This window comes from Citrobacter sp. wls706 (assembly GCF_005281305.1).
GTDB classification, from domain to species: Bacteria; Pseudomonadota; Gammaproteobacteria; order Enterobacterales; family Enterobacteriaceae; genus Citrobacter; species Citrobacter werkmanii.
Window position 1 is genome coordinate 412676 of record NZ_SZXG01000029.1, and the last position, 21441, is coordinate 434116.

Sequence of the window (21441 nt, forward strand, 5' to 3'; positions counted from 1 at the left end):
TACCACATCGCAGCGCAGAACATGAAACGGCAGGTATCAGGACCCCGCCGCTAATGTCACGTTAATGTGCCAGTGATTTCTGCACCCGCCGTTCAGGGTCATGTTTATATTTGAAGAACAACGCAAAGATAACCGCAAGCGCTAACGCATACGCGGCAAACACCAGCCAGATGGTTTGCCAATCCTTAACGCCATCGACAGAGAAGTAATCTACCGCCATCCCGCTCAGGATTGAACCCACCCAAGCGCCCACGCCGTTGACCATCGTCATAAATAGCCCCTGCGCACTGGCGCGAATGTTAGAACTCACTTCCTGCTCTACAAACACCGATCCTGAAATATTGAAGAAATCAAACGCGCAACCGTAGACAATCATCGACATCAGCAGCATAACAAAGCCGACCGGGGACGGATCGCCAAAGGCAAAAAAACCAAAGCGCAGCGTCCACGCCAGCATGCTCATTAGCATTACCGTTTTAATACCAAAGCGTTTGAGGAAGAACGGGATGGTGAGGATAAAGCCCACTTCCGCCATCTGCGAAACTGAAAGCAGGATAGAGGGATACTTCACCACAAAACTGTCGGCAAACTCAGGATTACGGGCAAAATCATGCAGGAACGGATTGCCGAAAACATTAGTGATTTGCAGTACCGCCCCCAACATCATCGCAAACAAAAAGAAGATAGCCATGCGTGGATTTTTAAACAAAACAAAAGCATCCAGCCCAAGCTTGCTGGCAAGCGTTGTGTTCGCTTTCTTCTCTGCAACCGGAATTTTCGGCAACGTCAACGCATACAGCGCCAGCAATAACGATGCGCCAGAAGCGATATACAGTTGCGCACTGCTGAGCTCCAGTCCCATCAGGCTCACCGTCCACATGGCCACAATAAACCCTATAGTGCCAAACACGCGAATGGGGGGGAAAGCGGTGACCGGATCCTGACCCGATTGTGCAAGGCATGAGTATGAGACGCTGTTCGATAACGCAATCGTCGGCATATATGCCATCGCGTTAACCAACATCACCCAAAACATCGTCTGGGGATCAGTAACGGTGGTGGCGTATAGCAACACCCCCGCGCAGACCAGATGACAAAGCATATAGGCGCGTTCGGCGCGTAGCCATTTATCGGCGATGATCCCCATAATGCCCGGCATGATTATCGCCGCCAGCCCTTTTGAACTGTAGACCATACCCACATTCGCGCCGGTAAAATCAAGGGTATTAATCATGTAAGAACCCAGGGTGACCAGCCAGCTTCCCCAGATGAAATATTGCAAAAACGACATGAGCTTTAAGCGAGATGCGATACCCATTTTCCCGTTCCTTGCCAAAAAAGTAAGACCCCGCAAGCGGGGTCATTTTCTAATTATTCAGGCCAGTTTGCGCAAAAAGCCGCAGATCAGATTGATAAAATTCTGCCGAGAAAGTTCAGCTGCCGCCAGCGTCTGCGCGTGAGATAATTTCACATCGCCCAACCCTTCAGCCAGGTTAGTGATAGCTGCGACCGCAACCACTTTCAGACCGCAGTGGCGTGCAGAGATAACTTCAGGCACCACCGACATCCCCACCACATCGCCACCAATGATTTGCATCATGCGAATTTCTGCCGCGGTTTCAAAATTTGGCCCCGGATAAGAGACAAATACGCCTTCGCTCAGCGGGAAACCTTCTTCTGCGGCAACGGTTTGTAGGATTGCACGATATTCAGCATCATAGGCATTCGCCAGCGAAAAGAATCGCTCGCCAAAACGCTCATCGTTAAGTCCCACCATCGGTGTACCAGGCATCGTATTGATGTGATCGCTAAGCGCAACCAGACTACCTGGCCCAACTTCAGGGCGGAGGGAGCCTGCGGCATTAGTACAAAATAACAGTTCACAGCCCAGCAGCTTCAGTGTGCGAATGGCATCGGTCATCACCGTCATACCGCGCCCTTCATAAAAATGCCCGCGACCTTTCATACAGGCCACCGGTACGCCCGCCAGATTTCCCAGCACAAGTTCACCGGCATGACCGTGAACGGTGCTCACCGGGAACCCGGGAAGTTTCTCGTAAGAGATGGCCACCGCATCCTCAATTTGATCCGCCAACGCGCCCAGGCCTGAGCCAAGAATAAAAGCGACACGTGGAGTGAAATCCGGCTTATAGCTACGAATAATATCGGCGCTGTACCAGGGATTTTGCGAGAAAAGAGAGTGGCTCATGAGATATCCTTAATACTGAGTAATCGAAATAACATCGCGTACCGGACTGTTATAGCGGGACTACGCAATCGATTACCAATACCGTTTATCCCGATAAGCGATAGTAAATCTGTATCGATGAGTTGCACTAAATTAGCTTGAAATCACATTATTTTCGAGCCAGAAATGGCACAGGAATACAGATACATGAAGGTTTGGGATTTTAATGATTAAACTCCACTCGGCCGTATTGTCGCTGAAGTTCTGTTCGCTGATGCCGATACTCATGTTTTATGGCACGAGGAATCCGTATGACAACTATCAACGTTTCCACCCCAACTGTTCAAAGCAGTAGCGGCGGTGGAAAAGCATCAGCTGGGAATGACATCTCCGCAAAAATTGCACAAATCACCCAAAAGATAACCAAGCTAACCCAGCAGCTCAAAGATATCCCCAATAGCAGTGGCAGTGTTGAGCAGAAACGCGAGCAGCAAGAGCTTATTCAGACTCAAATCAAGATGTTACAAGCACAGCTGGCTCAATTGTTGCGCCAGCAGGCCGAGGAGTCACAGCAAAAGCAAAGCGCCGATCAAAGAAAAGCTGAGGGCGTCAACAATGCTACCGGCCAACATCAGGTCGATATTTATATCTGATACAACGGATCTCGGGCACGACCGGCGGTTAATTCACTGGCCTGCATCCGCACTACGTCCCACAGCGCCTGGGCTGCAGTCGATAAAGAACGATTTTTACGTCGTGCCAGCATCAATTGTCGTTCCACAACCGGCGTCAGGCGTTTTACCTGCAAATGGCTGCCCTGTGGCAGAGGAAGCGCCAGCGCGGGCAGTACGCTGATACCAATGCCCGCCTCTACCATCGGAAACAACGTAGCCGGGTGACCAATCTCCTGAACAATATTGGCATCAATCGAAAAGTGGGCCAGCGCCGCATCGATCAGCGGTCGACTGCCGGAAGCGTAATCCTGTAGCACCAGACGCTCATGATAGAGATCCTGCCAGTTTACCCATTCCCGCTGGGCTAACGGATGATCCTGCCGACACAGCAACAGGAAAGGTTCGGACAGTACGGCTTCACACTGCAGATCGGTCACAGCACCAGGATCAATCACAATGCCAAAATCGACTTCTCCCTGGCGAATGCTTTCCAGCACCCACTGCTGTGGCCTGTCGTGCAGCACAAAATCGATCGCAGGATAAAGCTGATTACTCTGGGCAATACACTGTGGAATCAGGTGCGCGGAGATCGTCTGGCTGGCGGCAACGCGCACCGTTCCGGTTAACTGTGTCCCCACCTGGCCTGCTTCACGCAGGGTGCTGTGCAGTTCATCCAGAATACGCTCCAGTCGTGCCGCCAACTGATGCCCGGCTTCTGTCAGTACCACTTCTCGCGTTGTTCTATCTAATAACCGGACGCCCGTCTGCCCTTCCAGCTCTTTAACGCTATGGCTGACTGCCGACTGGCTTAAGCCAATGATATCCCCCGCCCGGCTAAAACTTTTAGCCTGAGCGACGGTAACAAAAATACGGAGCTGACGCAGAGAGTAATTCATCTATTCGATTCATATATGGATGCAATAAATCAATTTTATTTCTCAAACGGAAAAACGCAAAATGTTCCTACCGAATTTCAGGAGCTTTTATGAAACTATTTCGTATTCTTGATCCGTTCACGATAACGCTAATTACCGTCGTTTTACTGGCTTCCTTTTTCCCGGCCGAGGGCGGTTTTGTCCCTTTTTTTGAAGGCTTAACCACCGCCGCCATTGCCCTGCTGTTTTTTATGCACGGGGCAAAGCTGTCGCGTGAGGCCATTATTGCCGGTGGTAGCCACTGGCGTTTGCATCTGTGGGTCATGTGCAGCACTTTCGTCGTCTTCCCGGTATTGGGTGTTCTGTTCGCGTGGTGGGCACCGGTCAATGTTGACCCGATGCTGTATTCCGGTTTCCTGTATCTGTGTATTTTGCCGGCCACGGTGCAGTCGGCCATCGCCTTTACATCGCTGGCCGGAGGTAACGTCGCCGCCGCCGTGTGCTCCGCTTCGGCCTCCAGCCTGCTGGGTATTTTCCTTTCACCACTGCTGGTAGGCCTGGTGATGAATATGCACGGCGCGGAAGGCAGCCTGGAGCAGGTGGGGAAAATTATGCTGCAACTGCTGCTGCCATTCGTGTTGGGACATCTTTCGCGTCCATGGATTGGTAACTGGGTATCACGACATAAAAAATGGATCGCCAAAACGGACCAATCCTCCATTTTACTGGTGGTGTACTCCGCCTTTAGCGAAGCCGTCGTTAACGGGATCTGGCACAAAGTAGGAATTGGCTCACTGCTTTTTATCAGCGTGGTCAGCATCGTTCTGCTGGCAATTGTGATTGGCATAAACGTCTTTGTTGCCCGGAAATGCGGCTTCAATAAAGCCGATGAAATCACCATTGTCTTCTGCGGTTCGAAAAAGAGCCTGGCGAATGGGATCCCAATGGCAAATATTCTGTTCCCGACTTCGGTGATTGGCATGATGGTGCTGCCGTTGATGATCTTCCATCAAATTCAGCTGATGGTCTGCGCCGTATTGGCCCGTCGCTACAAGCAACAGACGGACGCATTGCAGGCGCAGCAGAAAAGCCCCGCCGCAAAAGCTTAAAGCGGGCGTTTCAGGGGCTGCACCAGTTGCGTCAGCCCCTCAGTTTTAATCAGCAGCGTGATTTGCATCAGCTCGCCCAGTTTACCCGGCGGGAATTCATCCTTACGGGCAAACCACAGCAGATACTCTTCCGGGACATCAATCAGCCGACGCCCCTTATATTTGCCAAAGGGCATCACGGTGTTGGCGATTTCAACCAGCTGCTCTTTTTCCATCTCAGGCACCCAGTAAGCGGATCATTTCAGCTTCATCAATCACGCTAATACCGAGTTCCTGCGCTTTTGCCAGTTTCGAACCCGCCGCTTCGCCGGCAATAACCAGATCGGTTTTCTTCGACACGCTACCGGCCACTTTCGCGCCCAGTTCGGTCAACCGTGCTTTGGCGTCATCACGCGACATCAGGCTCAGGCTTCCGGTCAGCACCACCGTTTTGCCCGCGAAGGGGCTGTCGATTTCCTCAGCGTTGATAACCACTGGCGCGGGCCAGTGAATGCCCTGCGCCAGTAACTGGCCTATCACCTCGCGGTTGCTCTCTTCGGCAAAGAAATTAAACACGTGCGTCGCCACCACAATGCCGACATCCGGCACTTTTTGCAGCTCGTCAATAGAGGCCGCTTCCAGCGCTTCAAGCGTGCCGAAATACGCCGCCAGACCTGCGGCTGTGGCCTCGCCGACTTCACGAATGCCCAGCGCGTAGAGGAAACGGGCAAACGTCGTTTCTTTCGCTTTTTCCAGCGCATTCACCACGTTTTGCGCCGACTTCGGCCCCATCCGATCGAGCCCGGTCAGCTTGCCTGCCGTCAAGGTGAAGAGATCTGCTGGCGTATGGACATACTCTTTCTCGACCAGTTGATCGATAATTTTGTCGCCCATACCGTCAACGTCGAGCGCACGGCGGGAAACGAAATGTTTCAGCGATTCCTTACGCTGTGCCCCGCAAATCAGGCCACCGGTACAGCGAGCGACCGCTTCGCCTTCCACACGTTCAACATCAGACCCGCACACCGGACAATGCTGTGGAAACACGATTTCACGCGTCTCTTCCGGGCGCTCGGAAAGCACCACGTTGACGACCTGCGGGATCACATCGCCCGCCCGGCGAATAACGACTTTATCGCCAATACGCAACCCCAGACGATCGATTTCATCGGCATTATGCAGAGTGGCGTTACTGACCAGAACCCCGGCAACCTGAACCGGCTCAAGACGAGCGACGGGCGTAATCGCCCCGGTACGTCCGACCTGAAACTCAACCTCGCGTACAAAGGTCATCTGCTCCTGCGCCGGAAACTTAAAAGCCACTGCCCAGCGCGGCGCGCGAGCGACAAAGCCCAGTTGCTCCTGCAACGCCATGGAGTTGACTTTAATCACCACACCGTCAATATCGAAGCCCAACGTCGGTCGGTCTTCTTCAACCTTGTGATAGTAAGCGAGTACTTCCTCCGGTGAGTCACACAGCGCTACCCTGTCGCTTACCGGCAGTCCCCACTCTTTAAATTGCAGCAGACGGCCGAGGTGAGTATCAGGCAGCACGCCGCCTTCCAGCACACCAACGCCATAGCAGAAGAAAGTAAGCGGTCGCTTCGCCGTGATACGTGGATCAAGCTGACGTAATGACCCGGCTGCCGCGTTGCGCGGGTTAGCAAACACTTTATTGCCAGTGCGGCGGGCTTCTTCATTAATTTTTTCAAATCCGGCCTGTGGCAGGAACACTTCCCCGCGCACTTCCAGACGGGCGGGAATATTTTCGCCACGCAGTTTTAACGGGATCGCGCGGATAGTGCGCACGTTAGAGGTAATGTCCTCCCCCGTGGTGCCATCACCGCGCGTTGCGGCGCTGACCAGCACGCCGTTTTCATACAGGATACTGACCGCCAGGCCGTCCAGTTTCAGTTCACAGCACCAGGTCAGCTTATCGGTGCTCTTCAGTCGGTCCTGCACGCGCTTGTTGAAGGCGAGAAAACTCTCCTCATCAAACACGTTATCCAGCGACAGCATTGGCACTTCATGGCGAATCTGGCTGAACGCCGACAACGGAGCGGCGCCAACGCGTTGGGTTGGCGAGTCAGGGGTAACCAGGTCCGGGTGCAGCGCTTCCAGCTCGCGCAGTTCGCGCATCAGACGATCATATTCCGCATCGGGAATTTCCGGCGCGTCCATCACATGGTAGAGATACTCATGATGGCGAAGCGTGGTTCGCAGTTCTGTCAGTTGTTGTTCGATTGATTCCATATCGCACCATCAATGATAAAAAACCCCCGACAGGCGGGGGTTTAGCAAGGAGATGTCACGCCAGAAGTAAATCAGGCGTGAGATTCTTTAACTTCGCGGATGCGGTCCTGATATTCGCGCAGTTTCTGCGGCGTCATCATACGACGTTGATCGTCGAGCACCACACCGCCAACTTCATCAGCAATGTGCTGCGCGGACTGCAGCATCAGCTTAAAGTTTTGCAGCTCGTCGCCATAGGACGGAACCTGCATAAAAATAGTCACGCCAGGCGTGCTGAAGTCGCCCGTCATCTCCGGGTCAAACGTCCCAGGATTAACCATGTTGGCAAGACTGAACAGCGACGGACCACTACCATCCGGGCTCAAATGGCGATGGAAAATATTCATATCGCCAAATTTAAAACCGGCTTGCTGAATGCTGTTAAGCAGCACATCACCGTTGAGCTCGCTACCATGGTGGGCCGCAACGTTCATAATGATGACCGCTTCTTTACGCTGCGGTTTTTCTGCAACAGGCGCTTCTTCGACTACCGGCTCAGGCTGCGGTTGATGTTCAACGACAGGCTCTGCTGGCTGGAAGGTTTGTGGCGCAGGTTGCGGAGCCTGCTGCACCGGCTGCTGAACCTGAGGGGCAACAGGCTGATGCTGCACCGGCTGTTGCACCGGTTGCGGCTGAACAGGCTGATGTTGCACAGGCTGTTGCGGTTGAACAGGCTGAGGCGGCTGCTGAACATGCGGCGGCGGTACCGGCTCTTGTGCAGGCTGCTGCGCGGTTGGACGCGGCTGAGCAGACGCATAAGGCGGCTGGTACTGGTGTTGCGGCGACTGAGGAGGAACACCATGTTCCTGCGCGTTACCGGGAGCATGATTCACACGATGAACGCGAACTTCGCCCACGCCTTCGTCTTCCTCGACGTTGTCGTCGAACGAATCCTCGTCTTCACGTTTAGACTTCATGCGTTTCAGTGGGCGATCGCGGAATATAGAAGACCGCTCTTTACGGCTAGTCCAAAAACCATGTACCAGTAAAGCGATTATGGCGATCGCGCCAACAATGATTAATATCAGACGCAAATCCTGCATCATTATATTCTCTGTTGTTCTAACACCTTGCCACCACGGCAAACATTTACTCACTAAGAGTATTTGTCGATTACGCCAAGTGCAAGTGCACTCTTGGCTTTCACGGCATAAAGATGAACAAAATTGTGCTTTTTGCTGTTTTTTCGAACATTTCCGAACAGCTTAACGCTCAACAACCCGGTAAGATACACCAGGTTTACCAGAGCTTATATAACAAGGAGTATGTCCTGACCATGGTTTCATCATCTGCAGTTGTACCTCGCAGCGGCCTTTATTACTTTTCTCAGGGATGGAAGCTCATCTCCCAACCGGGCATTCGTCGGTTTGTTATTCTGCCTTTGCTGGTGAATATCCTGTTGATGGGCGGCGCATTCTGGTGGTTATTTACCCAACTCGATAGCTGGATCCCTGCGTTGATGAGCCACGTACCTGACTGGCTTCAATGGCTCAGCTATTTACTGTGGCCGATCGTCACCATCTCCGTACTGTTAGTGTTCGGCTACTTGTTCTCCACCATTGCCAACTGGATTGCCGCACCGTTTAACGGTTTACTGGCGGAGCAACTTGAAGCGCGCTTAACGGGCGCAACGCCACCCGACACTGGCGTTCTCGGCATCATGAAAGACGTTCCACGCATTATGAAGCGTGAATGGCAAAAGCTGGCGTGGTATCTCCCGCGCGCTTTCGTGTTGCTGATCCTCTATTTTATTCCCGGCATTGGACAGACCGTCGCCCCGGTGCTGTGGTTCCTGTTCAGCGCGTGGATGCTGGCCATTCAGTATTGCGATTATCCGTTTGATAACCATAAGGTTCCCTTTAAGGAAATGCGCATTGCGCTGCGTACGCGTAAGGTGACCAATATGCAGTTTGGCGCGTTGACCAGCCTGTTCACCATGATCCCGGTGCTCAATCTGTTCATCATGCCGGTGGCGGTTTGTGGCGCCACGGCGATGTGGGTAGACTGCTATCGTGCTAAGCACGCGTTATGGAAGTAATGCAAAAATGTGTAAAAGCGGGCTGGCTTATGCCCGCTCTTATTCCATACTGCAAGGCATTATTTCCCATCAGCATATAGATATGCGATTTCCTTACTTCCCCATACTTTCTCAACAGGTATGCTGAAGCGGTATCCCAATTTCATACAGTTAAGGACAGGCCATGAGTAAGATTTTTGAAGACAACTCGCTGACTATCGGTCATACGCCGCTGGTTCGACTGAACCGTATCGGTAACGGACGCATTCTGGCGAAGGTGGAATCACGTAACCCGAGCTTTAGCGTTAAATGCCGTATCGGTGCCAATATGATTTGGGATGCCGAAAAACGTGGGGTGCTGAAACCGGGCGTTGAGCTGGTTGAACCGACCAGCGGCAACACCGGGATTGCGCTGGCCTACGTTGCCGCCGCACGTGGTTACAAGTTGACGTTAACCATGCCGGAAACCATGAGCATTGAGCGCCGCAAGCTGTTAAAAGCGCTGGGCGCGAATCTGGTGCTGACCGAAGGCGCAAAAGGGATGAAGGGCGCGATCCAGAAAGCGGAAGAAATTGTGGCCAGCGATCCGGAAAAATTCCTGTTGCTGCAGCAGTTCAGCAACCCGGCCAACCCGGAAATCCACGAAAAAACCACCGGCCCGGAAATCTGGGAAGATACCGATGGCCAGGTTGATGTCTTTATTTCCGGCGTCGGCACCGGCGGTACGCTGACTGGCGTGACCCGTTACATTAAAGGCACCAAAGGTAAAACGGATCTGATCACCGTCGCGGTAGAACCGACCGACTCACCGGTTATCGCCCAGGCCCTGGCGGGCGAAGAACTCAAACCAGGCCCGCATAAAATACAGGGTATCGGCGCAGGCTTCATTCCAGGTAACCTTGATCTGAAGCTTATCGATAAAGTCGTTGCCATCACCAACGATGAAGCTATTTCTACCGCGCGTCGCCTGATGGAAGAAGAAGGTATTCTGGCGGGGATCTCTTCCGGTGCCGCGGTTGCTGCCGCGCTTAAGCTCCAGGAAGATGAAACCTTTACCAATAAGAATATAGTGGTTATTCTACCGTCATCGGGTGAGCGTTATCTGAGCACTGCACTGTTTGCCGATCTCTTCACTGAGAAAGAACTGCAACAGTAATGCCAGCATGTTAAAAACGCGTAAAAAAGCACCCTTTTGGGTGCTTTTTTGTGGCCTGCTTCAAAGTTTCAACTCTCCTGGCATTGATTCAACCCGCCGGAACTGGTATTTAACCAAGCTAATTATTTTGATGCGCGAAATTAATCGTTACAGGAAAAGCGCTAGCTGAATCGATTTTATGATTTGGTTCAACTCTTCCTTTCGCTGCATAATGTTTAATGACGAACGAAACGTCAGCGGCAAGAAGTTGCCAGCAACGGATTGCACCGAACTCCTTTTGTGTCGCGTCCAGTTTACGCCGATGCTAACAATACAGGCTAAAGTTGAGCCGCCAGGCTAGACTTTAGTTCCACAACACTAAACCTATAAGTTGGGGAAATATAATGTTCCAGCAAGAAGTTACCATTACCGCTCCGAACGGTCTGCATACTCGCCCTGCTGCTCAGTTTGTTAAAGAAGCAAAAGGTTTTACTTCTGAAATTACTGTGACCTCCAACGGCAAAAGCGCTAGCGCCAAAAGCCTGTTTAAACTGCAGACTCTGGGCCTGACTCAGGGTACCGTTGTCACCCTGTCCGCAGAAGGTGAAGACGAGCAGAAAGCAGTTGAGCATCTGGTAAAACTGATGGCTGAACTCGAGTAAGTTCAACGAGTTCTTTTAAATATCAGTCACAAGTAAGGTAGGGTTATGATTTCAGGCATTTTAGCATCCCCGGGTATCGCTTTCGGCAAAGCATTGCTGCTGAAAGAAGACGAAATCGTCATTGACCGGAAAAAAATTTCTGCCGACAAGGTTGATCAGGAAGCTGAACGTTTTCTGAGCGGTCGTGCCAAGGCATCTGCGCAACTGGAAGCGATCAAAACCAAAGCTGGTGAAACGTTCGGTGAAGAAAAAGAAGCCATCTTTGAAGGGCATATCATGCTGCTCGAAGATGAGGAGCTGGAGCAGGAAATCATAGCCCTGATTAAAGATAAGCACATGACGGCTGATGCAGCTGCGCATGAAGTTATCGAAGGTCAGGCCACAGCCCTGGAAGAGCTGGATGATGAATACCTGAAAGAACGTGCGGCTGACGTACGTGACATCGGTAAACGCCTGCTGCGTAACATTCTGGGTCTGGCAATTATTGACCTGAGCGCTATCCAGGAAGAAGTTATCCTGGTTGCCGCAGACCTGACCCCGTCTGAAACCGCACAGCTGAACCTGAACAAGGTACTGGGTTTCATCACTGACGCGGGTGGACGTACTTCCCACACCTCCATTATGGCGCGTTCCCTGGAACTGCCTGCCATCGTCGGTACGGGTAGCGTCACCTCTCAGGTGAAAAACGACGATTATCTGATTCTGGATGCCGTAAACAACCAGGTTTACGTCAATCCGACCAACGACGTTATCGAGCAACTGCGTGCCGTTCAGGAGCAGGTTGCGACCGAGAAAGCGGAACTCGCAAAACTGAAAGATCTGCCGGCTATCACGCTGGACGGACATCAGGTTGAAGTTTGCGCCAACATCGGTACCGTTCGTGACGTTGAAGGCGCTGAGCGTAACGGCGCTGAAGGTGTTGGTCTGTACCGCACCGAATTCCTGTTCATGGACCGTGAATCGCTGCCGACTGAAGAAGAACAGTTCGCTGCGTATAAAGCCGTGGCGGAAGCCTGTGGCTCTCAGGCGGTCATCGTCCGTACCATGGACATCGGCGGCGACAAAGAGCTGCCGTACATGAACTTCCCGAAAGAAGAGAACCCGTTCCTGGGCTGGCGCGCCGTGCGTATCGCCATGGATCGTAAAGAGATCCTGCGTGACCAGGTTCGCGCTATCCTGCGTGCCTCTGCTTTCGGTAAACTGCGCATCATGTTCCCGATGATCATCTCTGTTGAAGAAGTGCGTGCACTGCGCAAAGAGATTGAAATCTACAAACAGGAACTGCGCGACGAAGGTAAAGCATTTGACGAAAGCATTGAGATTGGCGTGATGGTGGAAACACCGGCTGCGGCAACGATTGCGCGTCATTTAGCCAAAGAAGTTGATTTCTTTAGTATCGGCACCAATGATTTAACGCAGTACACCTTGGCAGTTGACCGTGGTAATGATATGATTTCACACCTTTACCAACCGATGTCGCCATCTGTGCTGACGCTGATCAAGCAAGTTATTGATGCTTCTCATGCTGAAGGCAAATGGACTGGCATGTGTGGTGAGCTTGCAGGCGACGAACGTGCTACACTTCTGTTGCTGGGGATGGGTCTGGACGAATTCTCTATGAGCGCCATTTCTATCCCGCGCATTAAGAAGATTATCCGTAACACGAACTTCGAAGATGCGAAGGTGTTAGCAGAGCAGGCTCTTGCTCAACCGACAACGGACGAGTTAATGACGCTGGTTAACAAGTTCATTGAAGAAAAAACAATCTGCTAATCCACGAGATGCGGCCCAATTTACTGCTTAGGAGAAGATCATGGGTTTGTTCGATAAACTGAAATCTCTGGTTTCTGATGATAAGAAAGACACCGGAACTATTGAGATTGTTGCTCCGCTCTCTGGCGAGATCGTCAACATCGAAGACGTGCCGGATGTAGTTTTTGCTGAAAAAATCGTTGGTGATGGCATCGCTATCAAACCAACCGGTAATAAAATGGTCGCCCCTGTTGATGGCACCATCGGCAAAATCTTTGAAACCAACCACGCTTTCTCTATCGAATCCGACAGCGGCATTGAGCTGTTTGTTCACTTCGGTATTGATACCGTTGAACTGAAAGGCGAAGGCTTCAAGCGTATCGCTGAAGAAGGTCAGCGCGTTAAAGTGGGCGACCCGGTTATTGAATTCGATCTGCCGCTGCTGGAAGAAAAAGCCAAGTCTACCCTGACTCCGGTTGTTATCTCCAACATGGACGAAATCAAAGAGCTGATCAAACTGTCCGGTAGCGTGACCGTGGGTGAAACTCCGGTTATCCGCATCAAGAAGTAATTCTTGCCGCAGAGAAGAATGGCGCCAGATGGCGCCATTTTTTTATCTAACGGATGGCGGCGTTAAATTTGTGAGGTCATCGGCCGATAACACGCCTCGCGCATCAGGATTTTCATCCCTTCCGGTCCACTTTCCAGCATCCGCCTTTCGGAATCAGACACCAGCAGTTCACAATCATACCCACCCGCAATACCAAACATCGCCCGCGCTACGCAAATATCTTCCAGCGCCTCTGTCCCACTGGTATCAAAATGCCCGACTAAACGTCCATGCTGGCGAACCACCAGCCGATAACTCTTCATCGCGCCTCCCCTGCCGGTGGCAGAATTAATTCATCACAACCGCACTGATGCGTCCAGCTCATGACGTCCAGCACGCGCTGCGCGGCATCGTATGCCGCCGTAGTCAGCTCTTTCCCCAGCACAATGCCGCTCACCAGTTCAGCACAGAACAGATCGCCGGTGCCTTTTAAATCCGTCTTCACCCGCAGGTGAGCGAACACCTCAACCGTTTCAGCCGTCACTACCGCCACATTAATAACTTCTTCGCTATCACCCGGCGCGCTGGTGATCACCACCCATTTCAGTGTGTCGCTAAGCAGAGATTTTGCCGCTGCGATTGCTTCATCAAGCGTACGACACGGCTTTCCGCTCAGCATTTGCAGCTCGAATACGTTCGGCGTCAGCCCCTGCGCCAGCGGCAGCAGACGTTGACGATAAGCCTCCGGGATTTCGGCTTTAACATACATACCGCTATCCGTATCGCCAATCACGGGGTCAACCAAAATGCACAGGTCCGGATGCGTGGCCCGAACGGTTTCCAGCCATTGTGCCAGCAAGGCGATTTGCTCCGCGCTGCCCATGTACCCTGTCGTCACCGCCTTTAGCTCGCGCAAGGCATCACGTTCGCTTAAGGCGCGGAGATAGCCGCTAAACCATTCGGGCGGAATAACGCCGCCATAAAAGGTTTCATAATGCGGGGTGTTACTGAACAGTACCGTGGGTACTGCCGTCACGCTTAATCCCTGCGCTTTAATGGCCGGCACAGCGATGCTGTTGCCTACGCTGCCATATACCACCTGTGACTGGACGGCGACGATATCGGTCTGTAATGCCCGATGCTTGTCGTCGAAGAGCACTGACTGAATATCACTCTCCTGCTCCATAAATTTCTCCTCTCGCTGGACAGCGCGCTTACGCCTCATTATTATCGTCATATGCTAAAATCCATTTTGTCATAGGTCAATAATGATCGACGGAAAAACCGCTAACGAAATTTTTGACAGTATCCGTCAACATGTTGCTACAGGCACGCTGGCAGCAGGAGAAACGTTGCCGCCAGTGCGGGAACTGGCAACGGAATTAAACGTGAACCGCAATACTGTCGCGGCGGCTTACAAACGTCTGGTCACCTCCGGGTTGGCACAGAGTCTGGGACGCAACGGCACGGTGATTAAGGGGATTACAGCCCCCGTTGCGCTGGAAGGTGGTAACCCAGATACTCCACTCATCGATCTTTCCGGCGGTAATCCAGCGCCCTCACGGCTTCCTGACCTGAGTAGTTATTTCGCGAAGATAAATAAGGATCCGCGTTTGTATGGTGATGCGGCCGTCTCCCCAGGACTCAAGAGCTGGGCCACGCAATGGATACAGGATGCGATACCGGGTCAGGGGGAAATTGATATCACCAGCGGCGCCATCGATGCCATTGAGCGGCTGCTATGCGCCCATTTATTGCCCGGCGATAGCGTGGCTGTAGAAGATCCGTGCTTTTTGAGTAGCATCAACATGCTGCGCTATGCCGGATTTACCGCCAGTCCAGTTAACGTCGACAGTGAAGGCATGCAACCCGCCATGCTGGAATGCGCATTACAGAAAGGCGCGCGGGCGGTGATTCTGACCCCGCGCGCTCATAACCCGACAGGATGCAGTCTGAGCGCATCCCGCGCGGCGCAATTACAGGAAATCCTGGCTCGCTATCCGCAAACGCTGGTGATCGTCGACGACCACTTTGCGCTGCTGTCCGCTTGCCGCTGGTATCCGGTGATTGCGCAGGAAACTGTACACTGGGCGATTGTCCGTTCGATGTCGAAAACCTTAGGCCCGGATTTACGCCTGGCTATCGTAGCCAGCGATCCCGTCACATCCGGGAAACTGCGTTTACGGCTCAACTCCGGCAGTCAGTGGGTCAGCCATCTGCTGCAGGATTTAGCCTGCGCGTGCCTGAGTGACGAGACATATCAACACACGCTGGCACAAACGCAGCAGTTTTACGCCGTCCAGCAGCAAAAGCTGAATACGGCTCTGCGCCAACATGGCATTGAACTGCCCGTCGGTGACGGTCTGAATCTGTGGTTACCGCTGGCAGATCACAGTCAGGAGATCGCTTTTGCGCTGGCAAAGTCCGGCTGGCTGGTTCGAGAAGGCGAAGTGTTCGGCGTCAATACGCCTGCACACGGTTTACGCATTACGCTGTCAACATTAGAAGACAGCGACATTGATAAGCTGGCGGTTGATATTCATCAGGCGCTAAAGCGCTAACAGGAGACAAAAAGTGCGAGTTCATTTTGTTATTCATGAGTCTTTTGAATCTGCTGGCGCGTACCTGCCGTGGGCCGAATCGCGCGGCTATACCATCACCTGGTCACGCGTATACGCTGGAGAAACAGTTCCCGCCAATGCCGATGGTTTCGATATGCTGGTCGTCTTTGGTGGCCCGCAGTCGCCCCGCACCACGCAGGAAGAGTGCCCGTACTTTGACTCTCAGGCTGAGCAGCATCTGATTAACCAAGCGATTTCGGCAAGAAAAATCGTGGTGGGGATCTGTTTGGGTTCGCAGTTAATTGGAGAAGCGCTGGGCGCGAAGGTGTGTCAAAGCCCGGAAAAAGAGATTGGGCACTACCCAATCGTCCTGACCGAGGCAGGCCAACAGCACCCGTTGTTCAGCAATTTCGGCTCATCGCTTATCGTCGGTCACTGGCACAACGACATGCCGGGGTTAACCGACCAGGCGATAATTCTTGCTACCAGTGAGGGCTGTCCGCGACAAATCGTGCAATACGGTAATTTCGTCTATGGTTTCCAGTGCCATATGGAGTTCACAGCTGACGCGATTGAAGGATTAATTCAGCACTCAGAGCAAGAGCTGTCCGAAGCTGAAGGGAAACGCTTCATCCGCCCGGTTGAAGAGATGCGCGCCTGGAACTACCAGCAGATGAATGAGAAGCTGTGGCAATTCCTGGATAAGCTGGTGGAAAAACGTAACGATTAATCATCCCTGGCCGGATAAAACATTATCCGGCCATCGTGCCAGGCAGTTACCTGATGGCGCTGCGCTTATCAGGCCAAAAAGTTAAATTCCCAGCCCCTGATTAAAGTGCTCTTCACCAAAGACGCCGGTCGAAAGGTAGCGATCGCCGCGATCGCAGATGATCGCCACAACTACCGCGCCGGGCGTGGCACGTGCAACGCGTAACGCGCCCGCGACCGCGCCGCCAGAGCTGACACCGCAGAAAATTCCTTCACGCACGGCCAGTTCACGCATGGTATTTTCGGCATCATTCTGATGAATATCCAGCACCTCATCCACCAGCGAGGCGTTAAAAATGCCCGGCATATATTCCGCAGGCCAGCGGCGAATTCCCGGAATACTGCTGCCCTCTTCCGGCTGCAGGCCAACGATAGTGACCGGTTTTTCCTGCTCGCGCAGAAAACGCGACACTCCGGTAATGGTGCCGGTTGTCCCCATACTGGAGACAAAATGGGTGATGCGGCCTGACGTCTGCTGCCAGATTTCGGGTCCGGTGGTGGTGTAATGCGCGTACGGGTTATCGGGATTATTAAACTGATCGAGCAGTTTACCTTCTCCGCGCTCAGACATAGCGAGGGCTAAATCGCGCGCCCCCTCCATCCCCTGCTCTTTAGTGACCAGAATCAGCTCGGCACCATAGGCGCGCATCGCCGCACGGCGCTCCTGGCTCATGTTGTCTGGCATCAGCAGCTTCATGCGGTAGCCCTTCAGCGCGGCGATCATGGCCAGCGCAATACCAGTATTGCCGCTGGTAGCCTCAATCAATACGTCACCCGGCTTAATTTCCCCACGCTTTTCCGCTTCAACAATCATCGACAGCGCAGCCCGGTCTTTCACCGAACCCGCAGGATTATTCCCTTCCAGCTTGACCCAAATTTCGCTGCCGTTATCCGGCGCCAGGCGTTGTAATTTCACCAGAGGCGTATTGCCAATTGTTTTTTCTAATGTGTTCACGTTTTCAGCTCGTAAAAAAGCCCGGTAAGCGTAGCGCCACCGGGCGATAACTATGCAAATTAACCTATCAGGCTGATTGCGCCAGGGCAAGTTCCTCTTCACGCGTTTCAATACGCTGGTCGCCGTTATACAAACGTGCATTTTGCAGTCCAACAAACAGCCGTTCACCGCGGCTCGGGGAATCATCGCCCTGCATGATGACCGTCAGCGGTTCGTTGTACCACCCGAGGGGTTGTACAACTAATTGGGTGTAGTGCCCCTTCGGACTGGCTTCCAGCACCTGCACCGGCAGCGGCGAATCCAGGCTGGTACGGCGGCTCACATCCACTTCCCATGGACGCAGGAACAGATCGACCGGTCCCTGATAGCCAGGTGTATAGCCCAACGGCCAGCGGTGTGCGCCCACGTGGAACTGTCCGCCACGAATCGTCCCCTGCAGGCGGTTAACCTCGCCCATAAACTCCAGCACAAAACGGGTGGCCGGTTCGCGCCAGACCAGATCCGGCGCATCGGCCTGTTCAATATGACCCTGACTCATCACCACCACGCGATCCGCAACTTCCGTCGCTTCTTCCTGATCGTGGGTGACAAACACGCTGGTGAACTTCAGTTCCTCGTGCAGCTGACGCAGCCAGCGGCGCAGTTCTTTACGCACCTGAGCGTCGAGCGCGCCAAACGGCTCGTCGAGCAGCAGGATCTGCGGCTCGACAGCCAGCGCACGCGCCAACGCCACACGCTGTTTCTGGCCGCCGGAAAGCTGCGCCGGGAAACGATCTGCCAGATGAGCCAATTGCACCATCTCCAGCAGTTTAGTCACTTTGGCTTTGATCGCCGCCGCGTTCGGACGCTCACGCCGTGGCAGAACTGTCAGACCAAAAGCGATGTTGTCGAAAACGGTCATATGGCGAAACAGCGCATAGTGCTGAAACACAAACCCCACCTTACGGTCGCGTGCGTGCAAACGACTGACGTCGGTGCCGTGAAAACGAATATGCCCGCTGGACTGATGCTCCAGCCCGGCGATGATACGCAGCAGCGTGGTTTTGCCCGAACCGGATGGCCCCAACAGAGCCACCATTTGACCTGAAGGAATATCCAGCGAGATATCGTTCAGCACCTGGGTGCGACCAAAAGACTTCTTAATATTGGCAATCTCAATGCTCATGATTTTCCTCCTGCTGCGCGCGTTTCTCCTGGTTCTCCAGACGCCATTGCAACATGCTCTTCAAAAACAGGGTAATAATCGCCATCAGCGTCAACAGCGCGGCGGCGGTAAAGGAGCCGACGGCGTTATAGTCCTGCTCCAGTAATTCAATCTGTAGTGGTAAAGACAAGGTTTCGCCGCGAATCGAGCCGGAAACCACCGACACCGCGCCGAATTCACCTATCGCACGGGCGTTAGTCAGCACCACGCCATACAGCAACGCCCAACGGATATTCGGCAGCGTGACGCGGCGGAACATCTGCCAGCCGGAGGCACCAAGCAAAATCGCCGCTTCGTCTTCATTGCTGCCCTGACTTAACATTACCGGCACCAGTTCGCGCACCACAAACGGACAGGTCACGAACACCGTCACCAGCACCATCCCCGGCCAGGAGAACATAATTTGCAGGTTGTGTTCATCCAGCCAATCACCCAGCGGACCGTTAGAACCATAAAACAGCAGATAGATCAGACCTGCGACCACTGGCGAGACGGCAAAGGGAATATCCAGCAGCGTCAGCAGCAGCTGGCGTCCTGGGAAGTTGAAACGAGTCACCAGCCAGGCCAGCAATACGCCGAATACCAGATTAACCGGCACCGCAATCAGCGCAATTAGCACCGTCAGCCAAATGGCATGCAGCATATCCGGGTCAGCCAGGTTCTGTAGTACCGGCATTAATCCCTTACTGAACGCCTGCACGAAGATATAAATCATCGGTACCAGCAAAATAAAGGTCGATACCAGCATGCCCGTGCCGATCAGAAACCATTTACCCCAGTTAATACGGGGTGCGTCATAGCGTTTCAATTGAGTAATGTCTGCCATCAGTGACCTACCACGCGTCGACCGAAGCGACTTTGCAGGGTGTTAATTGAAAACAGCAGCAACAACGACGCCCCGAGGATCACAGAAGCAATCGCGCTGGCGGCCGGGTAGTCAAACTCCTGCAAGCGAACAAAAATCATCAGCGAGGTCACTTCGGTTTTCCATGCGATGTTTCCGGCGATAAAAATAACCGCGCCAAACTCACCGAGGCTTCGGGTAAACGAGAGCGCAACGCCCGCCACCAGCGCGGGAGACAGCTCTGGCAGCACCACTTTACGAAAACTCTGCCAACGCGTGGCGCCGAGCGTTTCCGCCGCTTCTTCATATTCCGGGCCTAACTCTTCCAGCACTGGCTGTACGGTACGCACTACGAACGGAATGCTGGTAAAGGCCATCGCCACCGCGATGCCAAGCCAGGTATAGGTCACCTTAATGTCCAGCTTCGCCAGCCACTCGCCGTAGAAGCCATTGACCGAAAACAGCGACGCCAGCGTCAGGCCAGCTACCGCCGTAGGCAACGCAAACGGCAGATCCATCAGCGCATCCAACAGCGTACGGCCCGGAAAGCGATAGCGGGTTAAGATCCACGCCATCAGCAGACCGAACACGCCGTTAAAAATTGATGCCACAAACGCCGACAGCAGTGTCACTTTATAAGCCGCTACCACCTGCGGATTGGTAATCACTTCCCAATACTGCGCCCAGCTCATTTGCGCCAGTTGCATGACCAGCGCACTAAGCGGCAGCAGCAATATCAGGCAAACGAACAATAAGCTGGTCCCGAGGCTTAAGGTGAAGCCGGGCAGCACGCGTCGGGAGGAAACAGCAAACATTTACTTACGCCCCGCCGCCAACAGTTTGTCCAGCTCGCCGCCGCTGACAAAGTGCGTTTTCATCACCTCAGGCCACGCGCCAAACTTGTCTTCGACGCGGAACAGTTCGGTTTGCGGGAATTTATCTTTCAGCTTGTCCATAACCTGCGGGTTGTTCACGCGGTAGTAGAAATCGGTAATGATGGTTTGCGCCTGTGGGCTGTACAGCCAGTTCAGGTACGCTTTCGCCGCTTTTTCAGTACCGTTGGCCTGCACATTTTTATCTACCCAGGCTACCGGGAATTCCGCCAGAATGTTGACCTTCGGCACCACCACTTCGAAACCCTGATCTTCATACTGTTTACGGATGTTGTTCACTTCCGATTCAAACGTGATCAGCACATCACCCAGACCGCGTTCAACAAAGGTGGTCGTTGCACCGCGACCGCCGGTATCAAACACTTCCACGTTTTTCAGAAACTGGGTCATAAACTGTTCGGTTTTGGCTTTATCACCACCGTCAGCTTTATCTGCCGCGCCCCACGCAGCCAGATAGGTATAACGCGCGTTACCGGAAGTCTTCGGGTTAGGGAAAATTAGCTTCACGTCCGGGCGAACCAGATCGTTCCATTCGTGGATATTCTTCGGGTTACCCTTACGCACCAAAAACGCCATGGTGGAATAGAATGGCGAGCTGTTATTCGGCAGTCGGCTTTGCCAGTCGGCGGGGATCAGCTTGCCTTTGTCATGCAGGATCTGCACGTCTGTCACCTGGTTATAGGTCACTACATCGGCCTTCAACCCTTGCAAAATCGCCAGCGCCTGTTTTGATGACCCGGCATGAGATTGTTTTATCGTCAGTTTGTCGCCGCCGTTATCCTTTGCCCATTGCTGTTCAAATGGCGGGTTAAGGGCGGCAAACAGCTCGCGAGAGACATCGTATGAACTGTTCAGCAGTTCCGTTGCCTGCGCCTGCCCCACCAGCAACAGCATTGCTGCCAGCGTCAGGGTTCTTTTTTTCAGTAAGTTAACGGCCATTGCGCACCCTTATAAATTTAATGACTTTCTTATGGTCATCATAT

Annotated in this window: 22 protein-coding genes; 9 read left to right on the plus strand and 13 right to left on the minus strand. The window is 53.1% G+C overall.

Going from position 1 to position 21441, the window contains the following annotated elements; genetic code table 11:
- Nucleotides 1-61: 61 nt before the first annotated feature.
- Nucleotides 62-1318: a nucleoside permease gene (locus FDW92_RS06890; RefSeq protein ID WP_042306957.1), complete on the minus strand. Its 1257-nt coding sequence runs from the start codon at nt 1316-1318 to the stop codon at nt 62-64.
- Between the two features lie 57 nt (nt 1319-1375).
- Entirely contained in the window at nt 1376-2209 is an 834-nt protein-coding gene (gene xapA / locus FDW92_RS06895) for a xanthosine phosphorylase (RefSeq protein ID WP_042306955.1), read from the minus strand.
- Between the two features lie 290 nt (nt 2210-2499).
- Here xapA and FDW92_RS06900 point away from each other — a divergent pair, with 290 nt between their 5' ends.
- A complete protein-coding gene (locus tag FDW92_RS06900) occupies nt 2500-2841 on the plus strand; it encodes a FlxA-like family protein (protein ID WP_042306953.1) in 342 nt (113 codons plus the stop codon).
- Here FDW92_RS06900 and FDW92_RS06905 read toward each other — a convergent pair.
- Nucleotides 2832-3758, minus strand: a complete 927-nt coding sequence (locus FDW92_RS06905; protein WP_042306952.1) for a LysR family transcriptional regulator — start codon at nt 3756-3758, stop codon at nt 2832-2834. The two genes, FDW92_RS06900 and FDW92_RS06905, sit on opposite strands and share 10 nt — an antisense overlap.
- An 89-nt stretch (nt 3759-3847) precedes the next feature.
- Between FDW92_RS06905 and FDW92_RS06910 the strand changes: the two genes are divergently transcribed.
- Nucleotides 3848-4846: a bile acid:sodium symporter family protein gene (locus tag FDW92_RS06910; protein WP_042306950.1), complete on the plus strand. Its 999-nt coding sequence runs from the start codon at nt 3848-3850 to the stop codon at nt 4844-4846.
- Here FDW92_RS06910 and FDW92_RS06915 read toward each other — a convergent pair.
- The 3 genes from FDW92_RS06915 to zipA form a co-directional block, all read right to left on the minus strand.
- On the minus strand, nt 4843-5061 hold the full coding sequence (locus tag FDW92_RS06915) for a DUF3820 family protein (protein ID WP_003038102.1): 219 nt from the start codon (nt 5059-5061) through the stop codon (nt 4843-4845). The two genes, FDW92_RS06910 and FDW92_RS06915, sit on opposite strands and share 4 nt — an antisense overlap.
- A gap of 1 nt (nt 5062) precedes the next feature.
- Complete coding sequence (ligA, locus tag FDW92_RS06920; RefSeq protein WP_042306947.1) at nt 5063-7078, minus strand: NAD-dependent DNA ligase LigA; 2016 nt, start codon at nt 7076-7078, stop codon at nt 5063-5065.
- 71 nt (nt 7079-7149) lie between these two features.
- Nucleotides 7150-8163: a cell division protein ZipA gene (zipA, locus tag FDW92_RS06925; RefSeq protein WP_042306945.1), complete on the minus strand. Its 1014-nt coding sequence runs from the start codon at nt 8161-8163 to the stop codon at nt 7150-7152.
- 230 nt (nt 8164-8393) lie between these two features.
- On the opposite strand from zipA, the gene cysZ reads away from it, so the two are divergent.
- The 5 genes from cysZ (at nt 8394) to crr (ending at nt 13254) form a co-directional block, all read left to right on the plus strand.
- The gene (gene cysZ, locus FDW92_RS06930; RefSeq protein WP_137350002.1) at nt 8394-9155 is read left to right on the plus strand and encodes a sulfate transporter CysZ; all 762 of its coding nucleotides are present in this window, start codon (nt 8394-8396) and stop codon (nt 9153-9155) included.
- 163 nt (nt 9156-9318) lie between these two features.
- The gene (gene cysK / locus FDW92_RS06935; protein WP_003038091.1) at nt 9319-10290 is read left to right on the plus strand and encodes a cysteine synthase A; all 972 of its coding nucleotides are present in this window, start codon (nt 9319-9321) and stop codon (nt 10288-10290) included.
- 383 nt (nt 10291-10673) lie between these two features.
- Nucleotides 10674-10931, plus strand: coding sequence for a phosphocarrier protein Hpr (gene ptsH, locus FDW92_RS06940; protein WP_002913505.1), 258 nt, complete (start codon nt 10674-10676; stop codon nt 10929-10931).
- Nucleotides 10932-10976: 45 nt separating this feature from the next.
- Entirely contained in the window at nt 10977-12704 is a 1728-nt protein-coding gene (gene ptsI, locus FDW92_RS06945; RefSeq protein WP_042306940.1) for a phosphoenolpyruvate-protein phosphotransferase PtsI, read from the plus strand.
- Nucleotides 12705-12744: 40 nt separating this feature from the next.
- Nucleotides 12745-13254, plus strand: a complete 510-nt coding sequence (gene crr, locus FDW92_RS06950) for a PTS glucose transporter subunit IIA (RefSeq protein WP_000522253.1) — start codon at nt 12745-12747, stop codon at nt 13252-13254.
- 62 nt (nt 13255-13316) lie between these two features.
- On the opposite strand, the gene FDW92_RS06955 is transcribed toward crr, so the two are convergent.
- Nucleotides 13317-13556 carry a hypothetical protein gene (locus tag FDW92_RS06955; RefSeq protein ID WP_038642483.1) on the minus strand — a complete coding sequence of 80 codons (240 nt, stop codon included), beginning with the start codon at nt 13554-13556 and terminating at the stop codon, nt 13317-13319.
- The gene (pdxK, locus tag FDW92_RS06960; protein WP_042306938.1) at nt 13553-14419 is read right to left on the minus strand and encodes a pyridoxine/pyridoxal/pyridoxamine kinase; all 867 of its coding nucleotides are present in this window, start codon (nt 14417-14419) and stop codon (nt 13553-13555) included. The genes FDW92_RS06955 and pdxK overlap by 4 nt, the downstream gene beginning before the upstream one ends.
- Before the next feature lie 82 nt (nt 14420-14501).
- On the opposite strand from pdxK, the gene ptsJ reads away from it, so the two are divergent.
- A complete protein-coding gene (gene ptsJ, locus FDW92_RS06965; protein WP_042306936.1) occupies nt 14502-15794 on the plus strand; it encodes a transcriptional regulator PtsJ in 1293 nt (430 codons plus the stop codon).
- 13 nt (nt 15795-15807) lie between these two features.
- On the plus strand, nt 15808-16524 hold the full coding sequence (locus tag FDW92_RS06970) for a type 1 glutamine amidotransferase (RefSeq protein ID WP_042306934.1): 717 nt from the start codon (nt 15808-15810) through the stop codon (nt 16522-16524).
- A gap of 81 nt (nt 16525-16605) precedes the next feature.
- Here the strand turns inward: FDW92_RS06970 and cysM are convergent, their stop codons facing one another.
- The 5 genes from cysM to FDW92_RS06995 all read right to left on the minus strand — a co-directional run bounded on the left by cysM (nt 16606) and on the right by FDW92_RS06995 (nt 21397).
- Nucleotides 16606-17517, minus strand: a complete 912-nt coding sequence (cysM, locus tag FDW92_RS06975; RefSeq protein WP_042306932.1) for a cysteine synthase CysM — start codon at nt 17515-17517, stop codon at nt 16606-16608.
- A gap of 67 nt (nt 17518-17584) precedes the next feature.
- Nucleotides 17585-18682, minus strand: a complete 1098-nt coding sequence (gene cysA / locus FDW92_RS06980; RefSeq protein WP_137400589.1) for a sulfate/thiosulfate ABC transporter ATP-binding protein CysA — start codon at nt 18680-18682, stop codon at nt 17585-17587.
- Nucleotides 18672-19547, minus strand: a complete 876-nt coding sequence (cysW, locus tag FDW92_RS06985; protein ID WP_042306930.1) for a sulfate/thiosulfate ABC transporter permease CysW — start codon at nt 19545-19547, stop codon at nt 18672-18674. The genes cysA and cysW overlap by 11 nt, the downstream gene beginning before the upstream one ends.
- A complete protein-coding gene (gene cysT, locus FDW92_RS06990) occupies nt 19547-20380 on the minus strand; it encodes a sulfate/thiosulfate ABC transporter permease CysT (protein WP_038642497.1) in 834 nt (277 codons plus the stop codon). Before cysT ends, cysW begins: the two co-directional genes overlap by 1 nt.
- Nucleotides 20381-21397, minus strand: a complete 1017-nt coding sequence (locus FDW92_RS06995) for a sulfate ABC transporter substrate-binding protein (RefSeq protein WP_042306928.1) — start codon at nt 21395-21397, stop codon at nt 20381-20383. It lies immediately after the preceding gene.
- Nucleotides 21398-21441 lie beyond the last annotated feature (44 nt).

What these genes read in the sequence shown, in the direction of transcription:
- ligA (WP_042306947.1), bottom strand. Translation starts at nt 7,078, where the DNA reads ATGGAATCAATCGAACAACAACTGACAGAACTGCGAACCACGCTTCGC.
- FDW92_RS06995 (WP_042306928.1), bottom strand. Translation starts at nt 21,397, where the DNA reads ATGGCCGTTAACTTACTGAAAAAAAGAACCCTGACGCTGGCAGCAATG.
- cysW (WP_042306930.1), bottom strand. Translation starts at nt 19,547, where the DNA reads ATGGCAGACATTACTCAATTGAAACGCTATGACGCACCCCGTATTAAC.
- FDW92_RS06905 (WP_042306952.1), bottom strand. Translation starts at nt 3,758, where the DNA reads ATGAATTACTCTCTGCGTCAGCTCCGTATTTTTGTTACCGTCGCTCAG.
- pdxK (WP_042306938.1), bottom strand. Translation starts at nt 14,419, where the DNA reads ATGGAGCAGGAGAGTGATATTCAGTCAGTGCTCTTCGACGACAAGCAT.
- cysZ (WP_137350002.1), top strand. Translation starts at nt 8,394, where the DNA reads ATGGTTTCATCATCTGCAGTTGTACCTCGCAGCGGCCTTTATTACTTT.
- FDW92_RS06915 (WP_003038102.1), bottom strand. Translation starts at nt 5,061, where the DNA reads ATGGAAAAAGAGCAGCTGGTTGAAATCGCCAACACCGTGATGCCCTTT.
- ptsI (WP_042306940.1), top strand. Translation starts at nt 10,977, where the DNA reads ATGATTTCAGGCATTTTAGCATCCCCGGGTATCGCTTTCGGCAAAGCA.
- cysK (WP_003038091.1), top strand. Translation starts at nt 9,319, where the DNA reads ATGAGTAAGATTTTTGAAGACAACTCGCTGACTATCGGTCATACGCCG.
- FDW92_RS06955 (WP_038642483.1), bottom strand. Translation starts at nt 13,556, where the DNA reads ATGAAGAGTTATCGGCTGGTGGTTCGCCAGCATGGACGTTTAGTCGGG.
- ptsH (WP_002913505.1), top strand. Translation starts at nt 10,674, where the DNA reads ATGTTCCAGCAAGAAGTTACCATTACCGCTCCGAACGGTCTGCATACT.
- FDW92_RS06910 (WP_042306950.1), top strand. Translation starts at nt 3,848, where the DNA reads ATGAAACTATTTCGTATTCTTGATCCGTTCACGATAACGCTAATTACC.
- cysT (WP_038642497.1), bottom strand. Translation starts at nt 20,380, where the DNA reads ATGTTTGCTGTTTCCTCCCGACGCGTGCTGCCCGGCTTCACCTTAAGC.
- zipA (WP_042306945.1), bottom strand. Translation starts at nt 8,163, where the DNA reads ATGATGCAGGATTTGCGTCTGATATTAATCATTGTTGGCGCGATCGCC.
- cysA (WP_137400589.1), bottom strand. Translation starts at nt 18,682, where the DNA reads ATGAGCATTGAGATTGCCAATATTAAGAAGTCTTTTGGTCGCACCCAG.
- FDW92_RS06900 (WP_042306953.1), top strand. Translation starts at nt 2,500, where the DNA reads ATGACAACTATCAACGTTTCCACCCCAACTGTTCAAAGCAGTAGCGGC.
- FDW92_RS06890 (WP_042306957.1), bottom strand. Translation starts at nt 1,318, where the DNA reads ATGGGTATCGCATCTCGCTTAAAGCTCATGTCGTTTTTGCAATATTTC.
- xapA (WP_042306955.1), bottom strand. Translation starts at nt 2,209, where the DNA reads ATGAGCCACTCTCTTTTCTCGCAAAATCCCTGGTACAGCGCCGATATT.
- ptsJ (WP_042306936.1), top strand. Translation starts at nt 14,502, where the DNA reads ATGATCGACGGAAAAACCGCTAACGAAATTTTTGACAGTATCCGTCAA.
- crr (WP_000522253.1), top strand. Translation starts at nt 12,745, where the DNA reads ATGGGTTTGTTCGATAAACTGAAATCTCTGGTTTCTGATGATAAGAAA.